The 15,202-nt window shown below is 46.6% G+C and carries 17 protein-coding genes and 1 tRNA gene; 3 read left to right on the top strand and 15 right to left on the bottom strand.

Annotated features, from left to right (window positions below; translation table 11 throughout):
- Nucleotides 1-42: 42 nt before the first annotated feature.
- The 4 genes from CSD97_RS16850 to CSD97_RS16835 form a co-directional block, all read right to left on the bottom strand.
- Entirely contained in the window at nucleotides 43-810 is a 768-nt protein-coding gene (locus CSD97_RS16850) for an MBL fold metallo-hydrolase (protein WP_034529604.1), read from the bottom strand.
- 70 nt (nucleotides 811-880) lie between these two features.
- The gene (murB, locus tag CSD97_RS16845) at nucleotides 881-1,867 is read right to left on the bottom strand and encodes a UDP-N-acetylmuramate dehydrogenase (RefSeq protein ID WP_098032761.1); all 987 of its coding nucleotides are present in this window, start codon (nucleotides 1,865-1,867) and stop codon (nucleotides 881-883) included.
- A gap of 17 nt (nucleotides 1,868-1,884) precedes the next feature.
- Complete coding sequence (locus CSD97_RS16840; RefSeq protein WP_098032760.1) at nucleotides 1,885-2,733, bottom strand: DUF4348 domain-containing protein; 849 nt, start codon at nucleotides 2,731-2,733, stop codon at nucleotides 1,885-1,887.
- A gap of 20 nt (nucleotides 2,734-2,753) precedes the next feature.
- Complete coding sequence (locus CSD97_RS16835) at nucleotides 2,754-3,710, bottom strand: NAD-dependent epimerase/dehydratase family protein (RefSeq protein WP_005831407.1); 957 nt, start codon at nucleotides 3,708-3,710, stop codon at nucleotides 2,754-2,756.
- Between the two features lie 153 nt (nucleotides 3,711-3,863).
- Here CSD97_RS16835 and kbl point away from each other — a divergent pair, with 153 nt between their 5' ends.
- Complete coding sequence (gene kbl / locus CSD97_RS16830; RefSeq protein ID WP_057089478.1) at nucleotides 3,864-5,051, top strand: glycine C-acetyltransferase; 1,188 nt, start codon at nucleotides 3,864-3,866, stop codon at nucleotides 5,049-5,051.
- Between the two features lie 141 nt (nucleotides 5,052-5,192).
- Here kbl and CSD97_RS16825 read toward each other — a convergent pair whose 3' ends face one another.
- The 9 genes from CSD97_RS16825 to purU all read right to left on the bottom strand — a co-directional run bounded on the left by CSD97_RS16825 (nucleotide 5,193) and on the right by purU (nucleotide 13,125).
- A complete protein-coding gene (locus tag CSD97_RS16825; protein ID WP_005831414.1) occupies nucleotides 5,193-5,675 on the bottom strand; it encodes a ferritin in 483 nt (160 codons plus the stop codon).
- Nucleotides 5,676-5,817: 142 nt separating this feature from the next.
- Entirely contained in the window at nucleotides 5,818-6,978 is a 1,161-nt protein-coding gene (lysA, locus tag CSD97_RS16820; protein ID WP_005831416.1) for a diaminopimelate decarboxylase, read from the bottom strand.
- 153 nt (nucleotides 6,979-7,131) lie between these two features.
- Nucleotides 7,132-8,451, bottom strand: a complete 1,320-nt coding sequence (locus tag CSD97_RS16815; RefSeq protein WP_098032759.1) for an aspartate kinase — start codon at nucleotides 8,449-8,451, stop codon at nucleotides 7,132-7,134.
- Nucleotides 8,452-8,574: 123 nt separating this feature from the next.
- Nucleotides 8,575-9,282, bottom strand: coding sequence for an ATP-binding cassette domain-containing protein (locus CSD97_RS16810; RefSeq protein ID WP_173675122.1), 708 nt, complete (start codon nucleotides 9,280-9,282; stop codon nucleotides 8,575-8,577).
- 23 nt (nucleotides 9,283-9,305) lie between these two features.
- Nucleotides 9,306-9,911 (bottom strand): bifunctional phosphoribosyl-AMP cyclohydrolase/phosphoribosyl-ATP diphosphatase HisIE, encoded by a 606-nt coding sequence (gene hisIE / locus CSD97_RS16805; RefSeq protein ID WP_009038209.1) that lies wholly within the window; start codon nucleotides 9,909-9,911, stop codon nucleotides 9,306-9,308.
- Between the two features lie 121 nt (nucleotides 9,912-10,032).
- Nucleotides 10,033-10,788, bottom strand: a complete 756-nt coding sequence (hisF, locus tag CSD97_RS16800) for an imidazole glycerol phosphate synthase subunit HisF (protein WP_005831425.1) — start codon at nucleotides 10,786-10,788, stop codon at nucleotides 10,033-10,035.
- 56 nt (nucleotides 10,789-10,844) lie between these two features.
- On the bottom strand, nucleotides 10,845-11,567 hold the full coding sequence (gene hisA / locus CSD97_RS16795; protein WP_005831427.1) for a 1-(5-phosphoribosyl)-5-[(5-phosphoribosylamino)methylideneamino]imidazole-4-carboxamide isomerase: 723 nt from the start codon (nucleotides 11,565-11,567) through the stop codon (nucleotides 10,845-10,847).
- A 20-nt stretch (nucleotides 11,568-11,587) separates the two neighbouring features.
- Nucleotides 11,588-12,178, bottom strand: a complete 591-nt coding sequence (gene hisH / locus CSD97_RS16790; protein WP_022402026.1) for an imidazole glycerol phosphate synthase subunit HisH — start codon at nucleotides 12,176-12,178, stop codon at nucleotides 11,588-11,590.
- Nucleotides 12,179-12,267: 89 nt separating this feature from the next.
- Nucleotides 12,268-13,125 (bottom strand): formyltetrahydrofolate deformylase, encoded by an 858-nt coding sequence (gene purU, locus CSD97_RS16785; RefSeq protein ID WP_005831431.1) that lies wholly within the window; start codon nucleotides 13,123-13,125, stop codon nucleotides 12,268-12,270.
- A 359-nt stretch (nucleotides 13,126-13,484) separates the two neighbouring features.
- Between purU and CSD97_RS16780 the strand changes: the two genes are divergently transcribed.
- Nucleotides 13,485-13,558: transfer RNA gene (locus CSD97_RS16780), tRNA-Asp, on the top strand.
- Nucleotides 13,559-13,716: 158 nt separating this feature from the next.
- On the opposite strand, the gene CSD97_RS16775 is transcribed toward CSD97_RS16780, so the two are convergent.
- Together CSD97_RS16775 and CSD97_RS19215 are read right to left on the bottom strand one after the other, a co-directional pair.
- Nucleotides 13,717-14,259, bottom strand: coding sequence for a L,D-transpeptidase (locus CSD97_RS16775; protein ID WP_227238900.1), 543 nt, complete (start codon nucleotides 14,257-14,259; stop codon nucleotides 13,717-13,719).
- On the bottom strand, nucleotides 14,256-14,897 hold the full coding sequence (locus tag CSD97_RS19215) for a TonB family protein (protein ID WP_098032758.1): 642 nt from the start codon (nucleotides 14,895-14,897) through the stop codon (nucleotides 14,256-14,258). The genes CSD97_RS16775 and CSD97_RS19215 overlap by 4 nt, the downstream gene beginning before the upstream one ends.
- A 70-nt stretch (nucleotides 14,898-14,967) precedes the next feature.
- Between CSD97_RS19215 and CSD97_RS16765 the strand changes: the two genes are divergently transcribed.
- Nucleotides 14,968-15,202: helix-turn-helix domain-containing protein (locus CSD97_RS16765; protein WP_143272436.1), on the top strand; the 235-nt coding region annotated here is incomplete at its 3' end.

Here is a 15,202-nt window from a genome sequence, read left to right as displayed (position 1 = left end):
AGCATTTTCTACTAATAAAACAAAACAAATGTTTCAAAAAGTTTAGAAATCTATTTCAAGTCCATCGTAGGCAAAGTGTACATGGGGTGGCAACAGCTTTTCGATGTCGGCATGAAGCCCTGCATGATGGCTCATATGGATAAAATAGGTCTCTTTGGCACCAATACGTCCGGCAGCCTCCAACGCCTCCGAAATACTCTGGTGCGTAGGATGCGGCTTTGGCCGTAAAGCATTCATTACCAAAACGTCCAAGCCCTTCAATTGTTCATAAGATTCTTCAGGCATCATGTGCATATCCGTAATATATCCCAGCCGGCCGCCAATGCGGTAGCCCAGGATGGGAAGCCTACCGTGCATCACCCGTAAAGGCAGCACCTCCGTCCGGTTGATGTGGAACGCCTGCCCCGCCTCCACTTCCTGCAGATAGATACGCGGAACTCCCGGATATACTTTATCGACAAAGCAGTAAGGCATCCTTGCCCGCAGATGGGCAGCAGTGTAGGCATCGGAATAGATAGGGATATCGGCAAAACGGCCGAACGGGCGCAAATCATCCAGACCGCCCACATGGTCATAGTGTTCGTGTGTCACCAGTACGCCGTCTATCTTCTCAAAAGAAGAGGCGCGCAGCATCTGTTCCCTAAAGTCAGGGCCACAATCTATCAATATCACCGCATCATCCGTATGCAGCAGGGATGACGCACGCAAGCGGTTGTCCCGCGGGTCAGTGGAAGTGCAGACCGGACAAGTACAGCCTATCTCAGGCACTCCGGTCGAAGTTCCGCTTCCTAGTATTCTGAGTTTTCCCATTGACTAAATCAAATAAATTTCTAAAATCAGGTTATATACAACGATGTTTGGGTGCGTCAAAACTCTCTTACTATTTTATCAAACAAACTTCCGGGTGAATGTCAATGCCGAATTTCTCGCGGACAGAAGCCCGCACGGCATCCGAAAGAGCAACAATATCCGCTCCCGTGGCACCACCCGAGTTCACCAGTACCAACGCCTGCCGGCCGTGCACCGCAGCAGGCCCCAGCGCCTTCCCTTTCCAGCCACACCGGTCTATCATCCAGGCAGCCGGTATCTTTACCCGGCCGGCATCCACATCATAGTGGGGCATATCCGGATATTCCCGTTGCAAAGACTCGAACTGCCGACGCGGCACGATGGGGTTCATAAAAAAACTACCCGCATTGCCCAGCACCTTCGGGTCGGGCAACTTGCTTTGACGGATGTCTATAATCACGCGGCGCAAAGTTTCCAGATTCAGCACCGGATATTTCTCCAGCTCCTGCCGGATAGTACCGTAATCCAATGTATAATGTTCCCGTTTACCCAGGCAGAAGTTCACGTAAGTCACAAACACGGTCTTCATCTCCGGTTGCTTAAACAAGCTCTTTCTGTAGGAGTAGCCGCATTCGTCCACCCCGTAGATACGCTTCTCCCTTGCCATGTTTATGGTTTCCACGGATGTTATCAGGTCCTTTACTTCCACACCATAGGCACCGATATTCTGTACTGCGCTCGCCCCCACCTCACCCGGTATCAGCGAAAGGTTCTCGGCACCATACCAATGCCGCTCCACACAGTAGGCCACAAAATCGTCCCATACCACACCGGCGCCCACACGCACCGACACGTGCTCCTCATCCTCTGACGTCACCTCCAGGCCACCGATACGTGAATGCAGTACCGTGCCTTCATAATCCTTAATAAAGAGTAGGTTGCTCCCTCCACCGATATGCAGCCAGGGCGCAACGACCTGTCCTGCTGCAATCAGCTCCTGCAGTTCATCCTCCGAACCGTATTCCAGAAATCTTGCAGCAGTAACGTCAATTCCAAATGTATTGGGTATCTTCCTCAAACCTTTCCTCCTTTATTTTAAATGCTCGTGTCTTCATATTTGTACAGCTCCCATCCCTTACTGCGTTTGCGGAAATAGAAGATATTGGAGTATCCGTTGCCTATGCCATTTACCTTCAGTATTTTGGTATCCGACAAGTCCTCATTCTTCTGTCCGTAATTGATATTAGACAATCTGTCGGTAGGCATTACCGGACGAAAGGCATACCACTGGTCCACATCCAAAGTAGTTTCCAGAATAGAAAACTCGTCATCAGGGTCTATGGTGATGAATTGTAGCGGATGGCTGATATGCTTGCTCTGATAGACACTGTCCGTCACAAAACGGGTATAGAATTCCACGAAGTCCTCATTTTCGCCTTTCTCCATCTCGCGCAGGTTGATGGCTTCGAGCATCCACATTCCCCGCTTCTTCTCAAAATAATAACGCTTCATCATACGCGTTTTCAAGAAAATCCACTCCACTTGTACCGATGTCAGCGTAGTATCGCCCACCATGTCCATATCCTCTTCCTTATCAAAAAGCAAGGTGTAATAGTTCTGCTTGGTAAACAGATAATCGTGCTTCCAGAAGTCCGCCTCTATCTTCAGCGGAGTGTCACGGTCATAATAGGGCAAAGGAAATACCGTCCTCTGCCTTTGCAGGGCATCATCCGAAGCATAATTGAAGATAAAATCATCAAACAGCTCGTCTGCCTCCATCGGCTTCGGTTCTTCCTTCACTTCTGCTTCCAGCAGCGTATCGGCCTTGTGACCGGCCGAATCCACCATTTCCGTAATGGTAGCAAAGGGATCCATTTTCGCCTTTTTGTTTCCGCACGAAATCAAAAAGGTGAACAACAAAAATCCCAATAAAAGTTTTTTCATTCTTTACGGACCGCTTACGGTCACTTGTTTAATTTAGCTCTTAATTTCTCAAGCATGTCTACGGTCATGGACTCCAGGTCGTACTGCGGCATCCAGTCCCATTCCTCGCGTGCACAAGAGTCATCCAGAGAGTCGGGCCAGCTGTCGGCAATGGCCTGCTTCAGCGGATCAATCTCGTATGCCATCTCAAAATCAGGCATATGCTTCTTAATTTCCTGATAAATCTGTTCCGGGTCAAAACTCATGGAGGCGATGTTGAAAGCGTTGCGGTGCTTCAGCCTTGCCGGTGCCGCTTCCATCAGCGAGATGGCCGCGTTCAGTGCGTCGGGCATATACATCATATCCATATACGTGCCGGCCTTCACCGGACATACGAATTTTTCTCCCTTCACGGCAGAGTAGAAAATATCCACCGCATAGTCCGTAGTGCCGCCACCCGGAGGGGTCACGTTCGAAATGATTCCCGGAAAACGTACCGAGCGTGTATCCACACCATATTTTGTATAGTAATAGTCACTCAACAATTCAGTCGTCACTTTTGTCACCCCATACATGGTACGCGGACGCTGGATAGTGTCCTGCGGTGTCTTCACATGAGGCGTAGCTTCGCCGAACGAACCGATGGAACTCGGAGTAAACACGGCACAATTGTACTCACGTGCCACTTCCAGTACATTCCACAACCCGTCGATACCGATTTTCCAAGCCATGGCCGGACGGCTTTCGGCAACTACCGAGAGCAAGGCAGCCAGGTTGTAGATAGTATCAATCTTGAACTGACGTGCCACCACCTCGATGGACTGACGGTCTGTCACGTCGGCAATGGCCGAAGGGCCGGATGCTTTCAATTCTCCCTTGGGCATAGCACTCGGAATGTATCCTGCCACAACATGGTCATCGCCATAACGTTTGCGCAACTCCAGCGTGAGTTCCGACCCAATCTGTCCGGTAGCTCCAATTACCAAAATATTCTTCATACGAGTTATTTATAAGGTTTCGTTATTATATATGGTGCAAATATACATACTTTTTTTTCATATTTCTGCCATATTGATATTGTTTATTCCAAGAAAAATGATGTTCTTTGTGGGAAATGTAATGACAACGTATTACCTAAAAAATAAAATGCTATGTACGGTAAAATGAAAGACCATCTCAGCAAGACACTTGCTGAAATAAAAGAAGCCGGACTCTACAAGGAAGAGCGACTGATTGAGAGTGCACAACAAGCTGCCATCAGCGTAAAAGGCAAAGAGGTGCTGAACTTCTGTGCCAACAATTACCTGGGACTGTCCAACCACCCGCGGCTGATTGCCGCCGCCCAGCAGATTATGGAACGCCGCGGATACGGCATGTCGTCCGTACGCTTCATCTGCGGAACGCAGGACATCCACAAGGAGCTGGAAGCAGCCATCTCCGACTACTTCAAGACTGAAGACACCATTCTCTACGCCGCTTGTTTCGACGCCAATGGCGGTGTGTTCGAGCCCCTCTTCACCGAGGAAGACGCCATCATCTCGGACTCCCTAAACCATGCTTCCATCATTGACGGCGTACGCCTCTGCAAAGCCAAACGCTATCGCTACGCCAATGCCGACATGGCCGACCTGGAAAGATGCCTGCAGGAAGCCCAGGCACAGCGTTTCCGTATCGTAGTTACGGACGGGGTATTCTCCATGGACGGCAACGTTGCCCCGATGGACTGCATTTGCGACCTTGCCGAGAAATACGACGCGCTGGTCATGGTGGACGAATCACACTCCGCCGGCGTGGTAGGCCCTACGGGACACGGCGTAAGCGAACAATACGGCACCTACGGACGCGTAGACATCTATACCGGAACTTTGGGCAAAGCCTTTGGCGGCGCTTTGGGAGGATTCACTACCGGACGCAAGGAAATCATCGACCTGCTACGCCAACGCAGCCGTCCGTACCTCTTCTCCAACTCATTGGCTCCGGGCATCATCGGCGCCAGCCTCGAGGTATTCAAGATGCTCAAAGAGAGCAATGCCCTGCATGACAAACTGCTGGAAAACGTGAACTACTTCCGCGACAAGATGACCGCCGCCGGTTTCGACATCAAGCCGACACAAAGCGCCATCTGCGCCGTCATGCTGTATGATGCCAAACTCTCCCAGATTTATGCCACCCGCATGCAGGAAGAAGGCATCTACGTCACCGGCTTCTACTACCCCGTAGTGCCCAAAGACCAGGCACGCATCCGCGTACAAATCTCTGCCGGACACGAAAAGGAGCATCTGGACAAATGTATCGCTGCATTTATTAAGGTGGGGAAAGAGCTGGGAGTGCTGAAATGAGTGATGAGTTATAAGTTATTTGCTTGTGCTTTCCCTTGCGGATATAAGCCCTTCATCAACAAATAACTCACAACTTATAACTCATAACTAAAAAAAATCCCGCGACTAAAATTAGCCGCGGGATTTTTTTTAGTTTCTCTCTTATCTACGTTCTCCCAGTTTTGAGTCAACGAAGAAGATTCCGGCATCACCGGCTTTCTTTATCATATCTACAATGCCGTCGGCAGTAGCTTCTTCTTCTACCTGCTCGCGCACGAATCCCCAAAGGAAGTCTTGTGTAGCCTTATCTTTTTCGGCAGAGGCAACATCTACCAATTCATCAATCATTTTGGAAACACGGCGTTCGTGCTGGGCTACCTGCTCGAACACTTCCAGTGGAGTACCGAAGTCATTGGGAACAACATCAATCTTGTCCAGTTTGGCCTTACCGCCACGCTTGATGATATAAGAAGCCATTTCACAAGCATGAGCTTTTTCTTCAGAAGCCTGCTTCTTCAACCAGGAAGCCATGCCGTTATAACCTTCTTTCTCCATATAGAAAGACATTGCCAGATAAAGGTTGGAAGACCACATCTCAGCCGTAATCTGCTCATTAATTGCATTCTGTAATTTTTCTGTAATCATAATCGTATTTATTTAAATTGAAATCATTACAAAAGTAACAAGAAACCTTAAAAGTTGTTCACGCAATAACATTTTTTATATAAAAACAGAAGCCTTGGTATAATAAATGCTTCGCCATTCATGCAACGCATCTCCAGCCTCTCTATACCAGCTCGTCCGACGTATATCCTTGAGGCAGCTCACGGCAGTTATAGCCCGAAGCCATAATTTCGCCATAAGCCCCTGCCGAACGGAGGGCGATAAGGTCGCCACGCTTCACCCCATTCAAATCAATAGCCTTACCGAATACATCAGAAGACTCACAGATGGGCCCTACGACATCATAAGCCTGAACCGGCGCATCCGAAGTGATATTCTCTATCTTATGGAACGCTTGGTAGAGTGCCGGACGAATCAAATCCGTCATGCCGGCATCCAGAATGGCAAACTGCTTGTTGGTGCCCTGCTTCACATAAAGCACCTGCGAAATCAATGAACCGCATTGTCCCACTACCGCACGTCCCAGCTCGAAGTGGAGCGTCTGGTGGGGACGGAGTTTCAGATGGCTGTTGTAAGTCTCGAAGTAGCTTTTGAAGTCGGGTATCGGCTGACGATTGGGGTGACCGTAGTCAATGCCGAGTCCGCCCCCCACATTGACGTGCTCGATGCGGATATGGCGAGCTTCCAGCTTATCCTGCAATTCGTTGACGCGGTTACACAAAGCCACGAAATCGCCCATATCCAATATTTGGGAACCGATGTGGAAATGCAGTCCGATGAATCTCAGGTTCTTCATATTCTGCGCAATGTCTATCACATGGTCCATATCCTGCATGCTGATACCAAACTTGTTTTCGGCCAGCCCAGTGGTAATATTGGCATGGGTATGGGCACCTACATTGGGATTGATACGGAAAGCCACATTGGCCACCTTACCTTTAGCGGCAGCCAGCTCGTTGATAATCTCCAGCTCGGGGACAGACTCCACATTAAAGCAGAAAATGTCATAATCCAGCCCCAGATTGATTTCCCAATCAGCCTTGCCCACCCCTGCAAAAACAATCTTGCCAGTGGGAAAACCTGCCTTGATGGCTGCACGGATTTCACCGCCACTTACACAGTCGGCACCCAAGCCGTTCTCGCGGATAATGGCAAGCACCTTGGGATTGGCATTGGCCTTCACAGCATAATGCACCGAATAGTTGCCATATCGGGCAGCTTCCGTACGGATGCACGAAAGTGTGTCGCGCAAGACCTTTGTGTCGTAGTAATAGAAGGGAGTACGCAATTCGCGGAATTTATGGATAGGGAATGTTCCTTTCATATAATAATCGTAATCTTTGTTTAGTTTAAAAAAAGGAAGATGAAAGAGGTGTCTACAAATAATTTTTCAGACGCAGATGACGCAGATTACACAAATAGGAAGCAAAAAGAATCTGCGTCATCTGTGTAATCTGCGTCTGAAAAATATCAAGAGTTATTCCTCATTGAACAGCGCATCACTGAGTGACTGCAACGCAGCCTTCTTGTCGCACTCGCGGATGAGGAAAGAAATATTATAGTTGCTACCACCGAAAGAAATCATACGTACCGGTATGTCGCGCATGGCATCCAATGCCTTGGCTTCGAAACCGACGTTTTCCCATTCGAGGTCGCCCACCACGCAGATGATGCACATGTCCTTGTCCACCGTCACTGTGCCATACTTCTTCAAGTCATCCAGAATTTCATTGAGATGCTTCACATTATCGATAGATACGGACACACCCACTTCTGAAGTACAAATCATATCGATGGAAGTCTGGTAGCTCTCGAATATCTCGAAAACCTTACGCAAGAATCCGTGAGCAAGCAACATGCGGCTGGATTTTATCTTGATGGCCGTAATGTTGTCCTTGGCAGCCACCGCCTTAATCTTACCCTTCTCCGTATCATTGGAAATCAGCGTACCCGGAGCAGTGGGGTCCATCGTATTGAGCAGACGGACGGGGATATTGGCATACTTGGCAGGCTGGATGCAGGTAGGGTGCAGAATCTTGGCACCGAAGTATGCCAGCTCGGCGGCCTCTTCGAAATGCAGATGACGCACCGGCGCAGTCTTGTCCACAATACGGGGGTCGTTGTTGTGCATGCCGTCGATATCCGTCCAAATCTGGATTTCGGAAGCGTTGATGGCAGCACCAATCAGCGAAGCCGTATAGTCGCTTCCGCCACGCTGCAGATTGTCTATCTCGCCGTAGGCGTTGCGGCAGATGTACCCCTGAGTGATATAAATCTCAGCATCCGGATGCAGTTCCAGCTGAACCTGGAGCTTGTCCTTGATATAGACCGGATCGGGCTCGGCATTCTTGTCCGTACGCATGTATTCTAAAGCCGGAAGCAACACAGACTTCACGCCGCATTCCTGCAGATAGTAGTTCATCATGGCGGTGGAAATCAACTCGCCCTGAGCCAACACCACTTTCTCCTCAAACAGAGTGAAGAGGTCTTTGGTATAAGAACGGATATAGTCAAAATGTGATTTGATGAGTTCCAGGCCTCTCTGTTTATACTCCGGAGTAGCAAAGAGTTCATCAATGTGCTGGCGATATTTACTTTCCAGCTTGTTGATAATCTCGTTGGCACCTTCCGGATTCTTCTTGTACAGATAGTCCGAAATCTCAACCAATGTGTTTGTGGTACCCGACATGGCAGAGAGAACCACAATCTTACGTTCACCATCGGTAATCAATTTGGCCACTTCCTTCATTCGCTGAGCCGAACCTACTGAAGTACCTCCAAACTTTAAAACTTTCATTTTCGTTCCTGTATTAATTAGTTTATAGTTACAAGCTACGAGCTACAAGTAGGCAGCTGCGGAGCTTTATCGTTAATTTCTGTTCTTTATAAGAATCAGTAGTTAGAGATAACTACTTAACTACTAATCATTGGTTATTGCAGGGGCGTATTCTACTGTAACATCAGTCATCAGATGGTCTGCGCACCGGTACACCTTGCCGGGAAACTCTCGCAGCAGCTGCAGGTTGTGCGTGGTCATCACCACCAGTGCGCCGGCTTCACTGATGCCGTGCAGAAGTTCTGCAATGGCATGTCCGGTTTCCGAATCCAGGTTTCCGGTAGGCTCATCCGCAAGGATTATCTCCGGAGAGTTGAGCACTGCACGCGCAATCACAATGCGCTGTTGCTCACCACCCGACAGTTCATTAGGCAGCTTATATCCTTTGTTGCTCATCCCCACCAGGTTCAACACCTCTTCTATTTTGTCCTTAATCTCCCCTTTGCTCTTCCAACCGGTAGCACGGAGAACAAATTCAAGGTTATCGTACACCGTACGGTCTGTCAGCAACTGGAAGTCCTGGAATACGATTCCCAGCTTACGGCGCAACTGCGGGATGTGCTTACGCTTAATATGGAGCATGTCATACCCCAATACTTCAGCCTCGCCCGATGCAATATCCAGTTCGCCATAGAAAGTCTTGAGCAGGCTCGTCTTGCCGGAGCCCACTTTACCTACCAGGTACACGAACTCCCCTTTGTGAAGTTCCAAATTCACATCGTTCAGTACGCACAACTCCTGCTGGTGTATCTCTACGTCCGTATATCTTATCAGCGCCTCACCCACCCCCATTTTAATTATTAATTTTTAATTACTTAATGTTTCTTCCACGTCGCACTGTGACGTTCCTCCAATTCACGCGCAAGGTCTTCAATGCGGTATCCTTTGGATGTGAGCAGCACGATGAGGTGATACAACAAATCAGCTCCTTCATAAATCAGGCGTTCGTCCGTACCGTTGCAAGCCTCAATGACGGTTTCCACAGCCTCTTCGCCTACCTTCTGTGCCATTTTGTTGATACCGGACTGGAAAAGACTGGTCGTATAGGAACCTTCGGGCATTTCATCATAACGCTTACAGATGAAATCCTGAAGAAGCTTTAGAAACATAACCGGCTGTTCGTTCTTCTCACCCCAGCAAGTATCTGTACCGGTATGGCAAACCGGGCCTACGGGATGTACCTGCACCAGTAACGTATCCCGGTCACAGTCTTCCTTCATGGAAACCACATTCAGGAAGTTGCCACTCTCCTCGCCTTTCGTCCAAAGACGGTTCTTGGTACGGCTGAAGAAAGTCACCTTTCCAGTTTCCACCGTCTTGTCATAAGCCTCCTTGTTCATGAAGCCAAGCATCAGCACCTTAGCGGTATCTGCATCTTGTATAATCGCCGGAACGAGTCCGTTCATCTTGTCAAAATCCATTCTATTTACGATTTAGCTATTTACTATTTACGATTGATATTACTTTAAGTGACTGGAGACTTATGATTTGCTTGAGTAATCCCAATCGTAAATCGTAAATCGTCCAATCGTAAACTCACCTTCATCTTCTCATCGCAATTCCTTGGGCACAAAGATACGATTTTAATTCGGGAATTTTGATTTCTCCGAAATGAAAAACACTGGCTGCCAGGGCAGCATCTGCTTTTCCCTGCAAAAAGACGTCACGAAAATGTTCTTTGGCACCTGCCCCTCCCGATGCAATGATGGGGATGGACAATCCGTCGGCAAGGCTGGAAAGCGCTTCATTGGCATAACCGGTCTTGACACCGTCGTGATTCATGCTGGTGAACAATATCTCGCCCGCACCACGTTCCTGGGCTTCTTTTGTCCACGCAAACAGTTCCTTATCCGTTTCCACACGACCACCGTTCAAGTAGCACCGCCATCCCTTCTCTGTCTGTTTGGCATCAACTGCCAGTACACAAACCTGAGAACCGAAGTTCTTCGCAATCTCGTCTATCAATCCGGGACGGCGGATAGCTGAGGAATTGATGGAGATTTTATCGGCACCTGCATTCAGTAGCCTATCCACGTCACCCAGTTCATGAATGCCTCCACCTACAGTAAAAGGAATGCTGATATTCGCAGCTATGCGTTTCACCAATTCAGTGAAAGTCTTACGGCCTTCAAAACTGGCTGTGATGTCGAGAAAAACCAGTTCGTCGGCACCCTGCTCACTATAAGCACGCGCCAGTTCTACCGGGTCGCCCGCCTGGCGGAGGTTCACGAAATTGGTACCTTTCACTGTCTGCCCATCTTTAATGTCGAGGCAAGAAATGATTCTTTTTGCTAACACGGCGGTTTGAGTTATAAGTTATGAGTTATAAGTGATTAATTTTCAATTTTCACCTTTCAACTAACAAAGTTTTCCAGTTCTTTGAAGGTGATGCGGCCTTCGTACAAAGCCTTACCGAAAATAACGGCAGGTATGCCGACAACTTCCAAATGGCGTATATCATCGGCACAGCTTACGCCTCCACTGGCTATCAGATAGAGTTCAGGATGGTGCTCCAGTATCTCCTTATACAACGCTATCGATGGTCCTTGCAGCATTCCGTCACAACTGATATCAGTACAGATAACCTTACGGACCCCCTTCTCTACATAGTCTTTCAAGAACGGAAACAGTTCGCAGCCACTCTCATCCTTCCAACCATTGACGGCTATTTTATGCTCTTTCACATCAGCGCCAAGAATAATTTTCTCGGAACCATACATTTGAAGCCATTTGCAGAACAATTCGGGATTCTTCACAGCAATGCTGCCACCGGTCACCATCTGCGCACCGTTCTCAAAAGCTATCACCAAATCTTCATCACTCTTCACCCCACCTCCAAAATCAATAATAAGAGACGTACGCACAGCTATCTGTTCCAACGTACGGTAGTTTACCACATGATGGGAAGCCGCACCGTCCAAATCGACCACATGAAGTCTGCGGATACCATGAGCCTCCAGCTCCAGGGCCACTTCCACGGGATTTTCGTTGTACACCTTCTTGCTGTCATAATCGCCTTGGGAAAGGCGTACACATTTTCCGTCAATAATGTCAATAGCGGGAATCAGTTCTATCATTTTATTTACAATTTGACGATTTACAGTTCCAGGAAATTCCGCAAAATACGCTCTCCCACACTTCCACTCTTTTCCGGATGGAACTGTGTGGCGTAGTAATTGCTTTTATGCAAAGCGGCACTGAACGGATGAATGTAATCCGTCACGGCTGCCGTACAATCATTGACTGGCACATAGAAACTATGTACGAAATAAACAAACTCTTCTTTAGTAAAGCCTTTAAAAAGTCCGCTATTCGTCCGGGCAATGGTATTCCATCCCATATGAGGTACTTTATCCTCGTGCCTCTGCGAAATGAAACGTTTCACATCAGTATCAAAAATACCCAGGCAATCCACATCCCCCTCTTCAGAGTGGCGGCACATCAACTGCATGCCCAGGCAAATGCCCAATACCGGCTGGCGTAACTCCTTTATCAGCCTATCCATACCACCGGCACGCAAAAAGTCCATAGTGGTTTCCGCCTCTCCCACACCGGGAAAGATAACCTTATCGGCAGCACGTAGCACAGCCTCATCTGCCGTAATCACTGCCTCTACTCCCAGACGCTTCAAAGCATAATCCACCGAACGGATATTGCCTGCATTATATTTGACAACTGCAACTTTCATTTTTTTAATTGAGAATTGACCATTGAAAGGTAATAATTGAAAGGTAATGACAAGTTCCCCACCATCAACTATCAATTATCAACTATCAACTAATTAAATATTACCGTTTTGTTCTTATATGCCAACACCTTGCGTTCAATATGCTTCTGAACAGCACGAGAAAGCACAATCTTTTCCAAGTCCTTACCCTTGTTCACCAAATCCTGCACAGTGTCCTTGTGTGTAATACGCACCACATCCTGCTCTATGATGGGACCGGCATCCAACTCTGTGGTAACATAGTGGCTGGTAGCTCCAATAATCTTCACTCCACGTTCAAACGCAGCATGATAGGGCTTCGCTCCCACAAATGCCGGAAGGAAAGAGTGATGAATGTTGATTATCCTATTGGGATAAGCGTTTATCATTTGCTCGGAAATGACCTGCATGTAGCGCGCCAGCACTATGAAAGTTATCTTATGCTTTGCCAGTAACTCCATTTCCTTCTTCTCTTGTTCCTCCTTTGTCTCTTTGGTAATGGGGAAAAGATGGAAAGGAATACCGAAACGCTCGGCCACGTGCTGCAAATCGGGATGATTGCTTATAATAAGAGGTATCTCCACATTCCACTCACCAGCGGTGTAACGCGCCAACAAGTCGAACAAGCAATGGGACATCTTTGAAACAAAGATAGCCATACGCGGTTTTGTATCGGAGAAATAGAGACGGAAATTCATCTCATATTTCTGTGCATACAAAGTGGCAAAATAATCCTCAATCTTTTCCTGAGGCACCAGAAAATCTTTCAATTCCCATTCAATACGCATAAAAAAGATATTCTCTACATGGTCTACATACTGATCCAGATAGATAATATTACCTTTATTCACCGTTATAAAGTCTGTTACTTCTGCCAATATGCCTGGTTTGTCAGGGCAGTGTAGCAACAGTTTGGCTGTTTTCATCATCCTAAAATGTTTTTTATCATTTTTCAAATTACAACATTCTCTTTTTGAGTTCGCAAAAATAACGATTTATTGCAAAACAACGAACTTTTCGAGCAAGAAGTTTAAAACAAGCTCCGAAATGTTTCGTTTTCTCCAGGAAAGGTTTTCATATCAAGAATAAAACAGTGCATAAACGTATTTCTAAACAGTTGTTAAATTTACTTTTCTCTTATTTTTCCAATCTTCTCAATATGAGGATATAAAGCAAATACAGCACAAAACGCTTGGAAAAAAGTTCGCCATAGCTATTGCAGATATCAAAGAAATGCCTACCTTTGCAACCGCAATCAAGAGAGATAGCAACGAAAGAATGAAATAATGGTGCGTTAGTTCAGTTGGTTAGAATACATGCCTGTCACGCATGGGGTCACGGGTTCGAGTCCCGTACGCACCGCAATAAATATTGAAAATCAATAAGTTATAAAGCAAGCACCCGATTTTACACCCAGTAATGTAAAATCGGGTGCTTTGATTTAATAGCAAAGTGGGAAATACAAATAGAAAGGACAACTTACTTGTAAGGTAAATAATCCTTTCTACTATTGAAATATTTTATTTCTTCAAATTTAGGCTTTCGTCCATTACGGATGGGGTAATAACGACTGTTAGCGGTGGATATATCAAGGTTACCAATCGTTCTAAATCGTCATTATTTAGTCGAATACACCCTTCTGTCGCTCTACTTCCGATACTTTCAGGGACATGTGTTCCATGAATTCCTATTCCTTTATGTCCGGGTACTTTTAAACGTATGAAATATTTCCCATATGCTCCCTCTATTTCTCCTTTTCCGTCATGAAAATCATGTGTCCATTTTGACGCATTTTGAATATCAACGACTTTAAATACTCCTTCTGGAGTACGCATGTCCCCTTGTTTTTGCTTATTTCCGTATGCCTTCCCTACTGCGATAGGAGCGCAAAACAATGTGTCTCCTTTGTAGTTGATTAAATTTAGCTGCATATCCTGCTTGGATATAACTATAATGTTAGCGTTTTCAATTTTAGAGATAATCTTCTGATTGTGATAACTACATGCCAGCCATGTACAGAAGCAACACGCCAGTAATAAAAATATTCTTAATATAGTCCTCATGAAAGTTTAAAATTGATAGGGACAGTGTACCTAACCCTTACGGGTACACCTTTCTGTTTACCGGGCTTCCATTTGGGCATACCATTTAAAACCCGCAGTGCTTCTTTATCTAAATATTTATCCACACTTCGTATAATACGGAAATCGGTAGTACTGCCGTCTTTATTTACTACAAATGACACAACAACTCTGCCTTGCACACCTGATTCTTGGCAGATAGTCGGATATTTTAGATTTTTGCTGATGAAGTTCATCAAACCAGCCGTTCCGCCACTGGGATATTCGGGCATTTGTTCAACAGTTTCATATATACTATTATCAGCTACATTTTCTTCTTTATCATCCCTCACATTTTCAGAAGTTACTGTAGGGGGAGCAAATTGTACTTTTATTTGCACTGAATTAGAAGTTATCAGGCTTCCATTAGCGGTAATAGTCGCAGGGGGAATAACGAATGTTCCCACCTTGTTTGCTTGCAAAATGTAAGTATAGATAATGCTTTCATCTTGCTTGTTTTGCCCTTCTATCATATAAGTTTTCTGCTGGGTCGAACGAAACGGTCCTGCCAATACTTCGAAGTCCTTTATGTAGCTAACACTTGAAAAGGGACCCGGAACAACATTTAAAAAGTGCCCCACCCATGGGTATGTTTAACCGAACAAAATTGGTATATTCATAAAAACCAATGGCGTTCATAATATGTACCACATGGAAGAAAGAGATTCCATAATTCTCGCCTATAGGCGTGACGGATTGAGCATCCGTGAGATCGCCCGTCGTAACGGCATGAGCCGCAAGACTGTACGCAAGTATCTCCGGGCTTTCGAACAAGCGGTCGGTGACAACCCCGATGCGGAAGCAATGGACACGTACCTGCAGCAGCCGGTGCGCTATGACAGCAGCAAACGTGTCCGCAGAGTGATGAACCAGCAGGTGATGGAGG

This window comes from Bacteroides sp. AR29 (genome assembly GCF_900217715.1).
Taxonomy (GTDB): domain Bacteria; phylum Bacteroidota; class Bacteroidia; order Bacteroidales; family Bacteroidaceae; genus Bacteroides; species Bacteroides uniformis.
The sequence above is the reverse complement of the archived record's forward strand: the minus strand, read 5'-3'. Positions and strand labels throughout refer to the sequence as shown.

Excerpts from the sequence above, each read along its gene's own strand:
- CSD97_RS16810 (WP_173675122.1), bottom strand. The coding sequence starts at position 9,282 with ATGGGGGTGGGTGAGGCGCTGATAAGATATACGGACGTAGAGATACAC.
- purU (WP_005831431.1), bottom strand. The coding sequence starts at position 13,125 with ATGATGAAAACAGCCAAACTGTTGCTACACTGCCCTGACAAACCAGGC.
- lysA (WP_005831416.1), bottom strand. The coding sequence starts at position 6,978 with ATGAAAGGAACATTCCCTATCCATAAATTCCGCGAATTGCGTACTCCC.
- CSD97_RS16825 (WP_005831414.1), bottom strand. The coding sequence starts at position 5,675 with ATGATTACAGAAAAATTACAGAATGCAATTAATGAGCAGATTACGGCT.
- CSD97_RS16775 (WP_227238900.1), bottom strand. The coding sequence starts at position 14,259 with ATGAGGACTATATTAAGAATATTTTTATTACTGGCGTGTTGCTTCTGT.
- hisA (WP_005831427.1), bottom strand. The coding sequence starts at position 11,567 with ATGATAGAACTGATTCCCGCTATTGACATTATTGACGGAAAATGTGTA.
- CSD97_RS16850 (WP_034529604.1), bottom strand. The coding sequence starts at position 810 with ATGGGAAAACTCAGAATACTAGGAAGCGGAACTTCGACCGGAGTGCCT.
- hisH (WP_022402026.1), bottom strand. The coding sequence starts at position 12,178 with ATGAAAGTTGCAGTTGTCAAATATAATGCAGGCAATATCCGTTCGGTG.
- CSD97_RS16815 (WP_098032759.1), bottom strand. The coding sequence starts at position 8,451 with ATGAAAGTTTTAAAGTTTGGAGGTACTTCAGTAGGTTCGGCTCAGCGA.
- CSD97_RS16835 (WP_005831407.1), bottom strand. The coding sequence starts at position 3,710 with ATGAAGAATATTTTGGTAATTGGAGCTACCGGACAGATTGGGTCGGAA.
- CSD97_RS16840 (WP_098032760.1), bottom strand. The coding sequence starts at position 2,733 with ATGAAAAAACTTTTATTGGGATTTTTGTTGTTCACCTTTTTGATTTCG.
- kbl (WP_057089478.1), top strand. The coding sequence starts at position 3,864 with ATGTACGGTAAAATGAAAGACCATCTCAGCAAGACACTTGCTGAAATA.
- hisIE (WP_009038209.1), bottom strand. The coding sequence starts at position 9,911 with ATGGATTTTGACAAGATGAACGGACTCGTTCCGGCGATTATACAAGAT.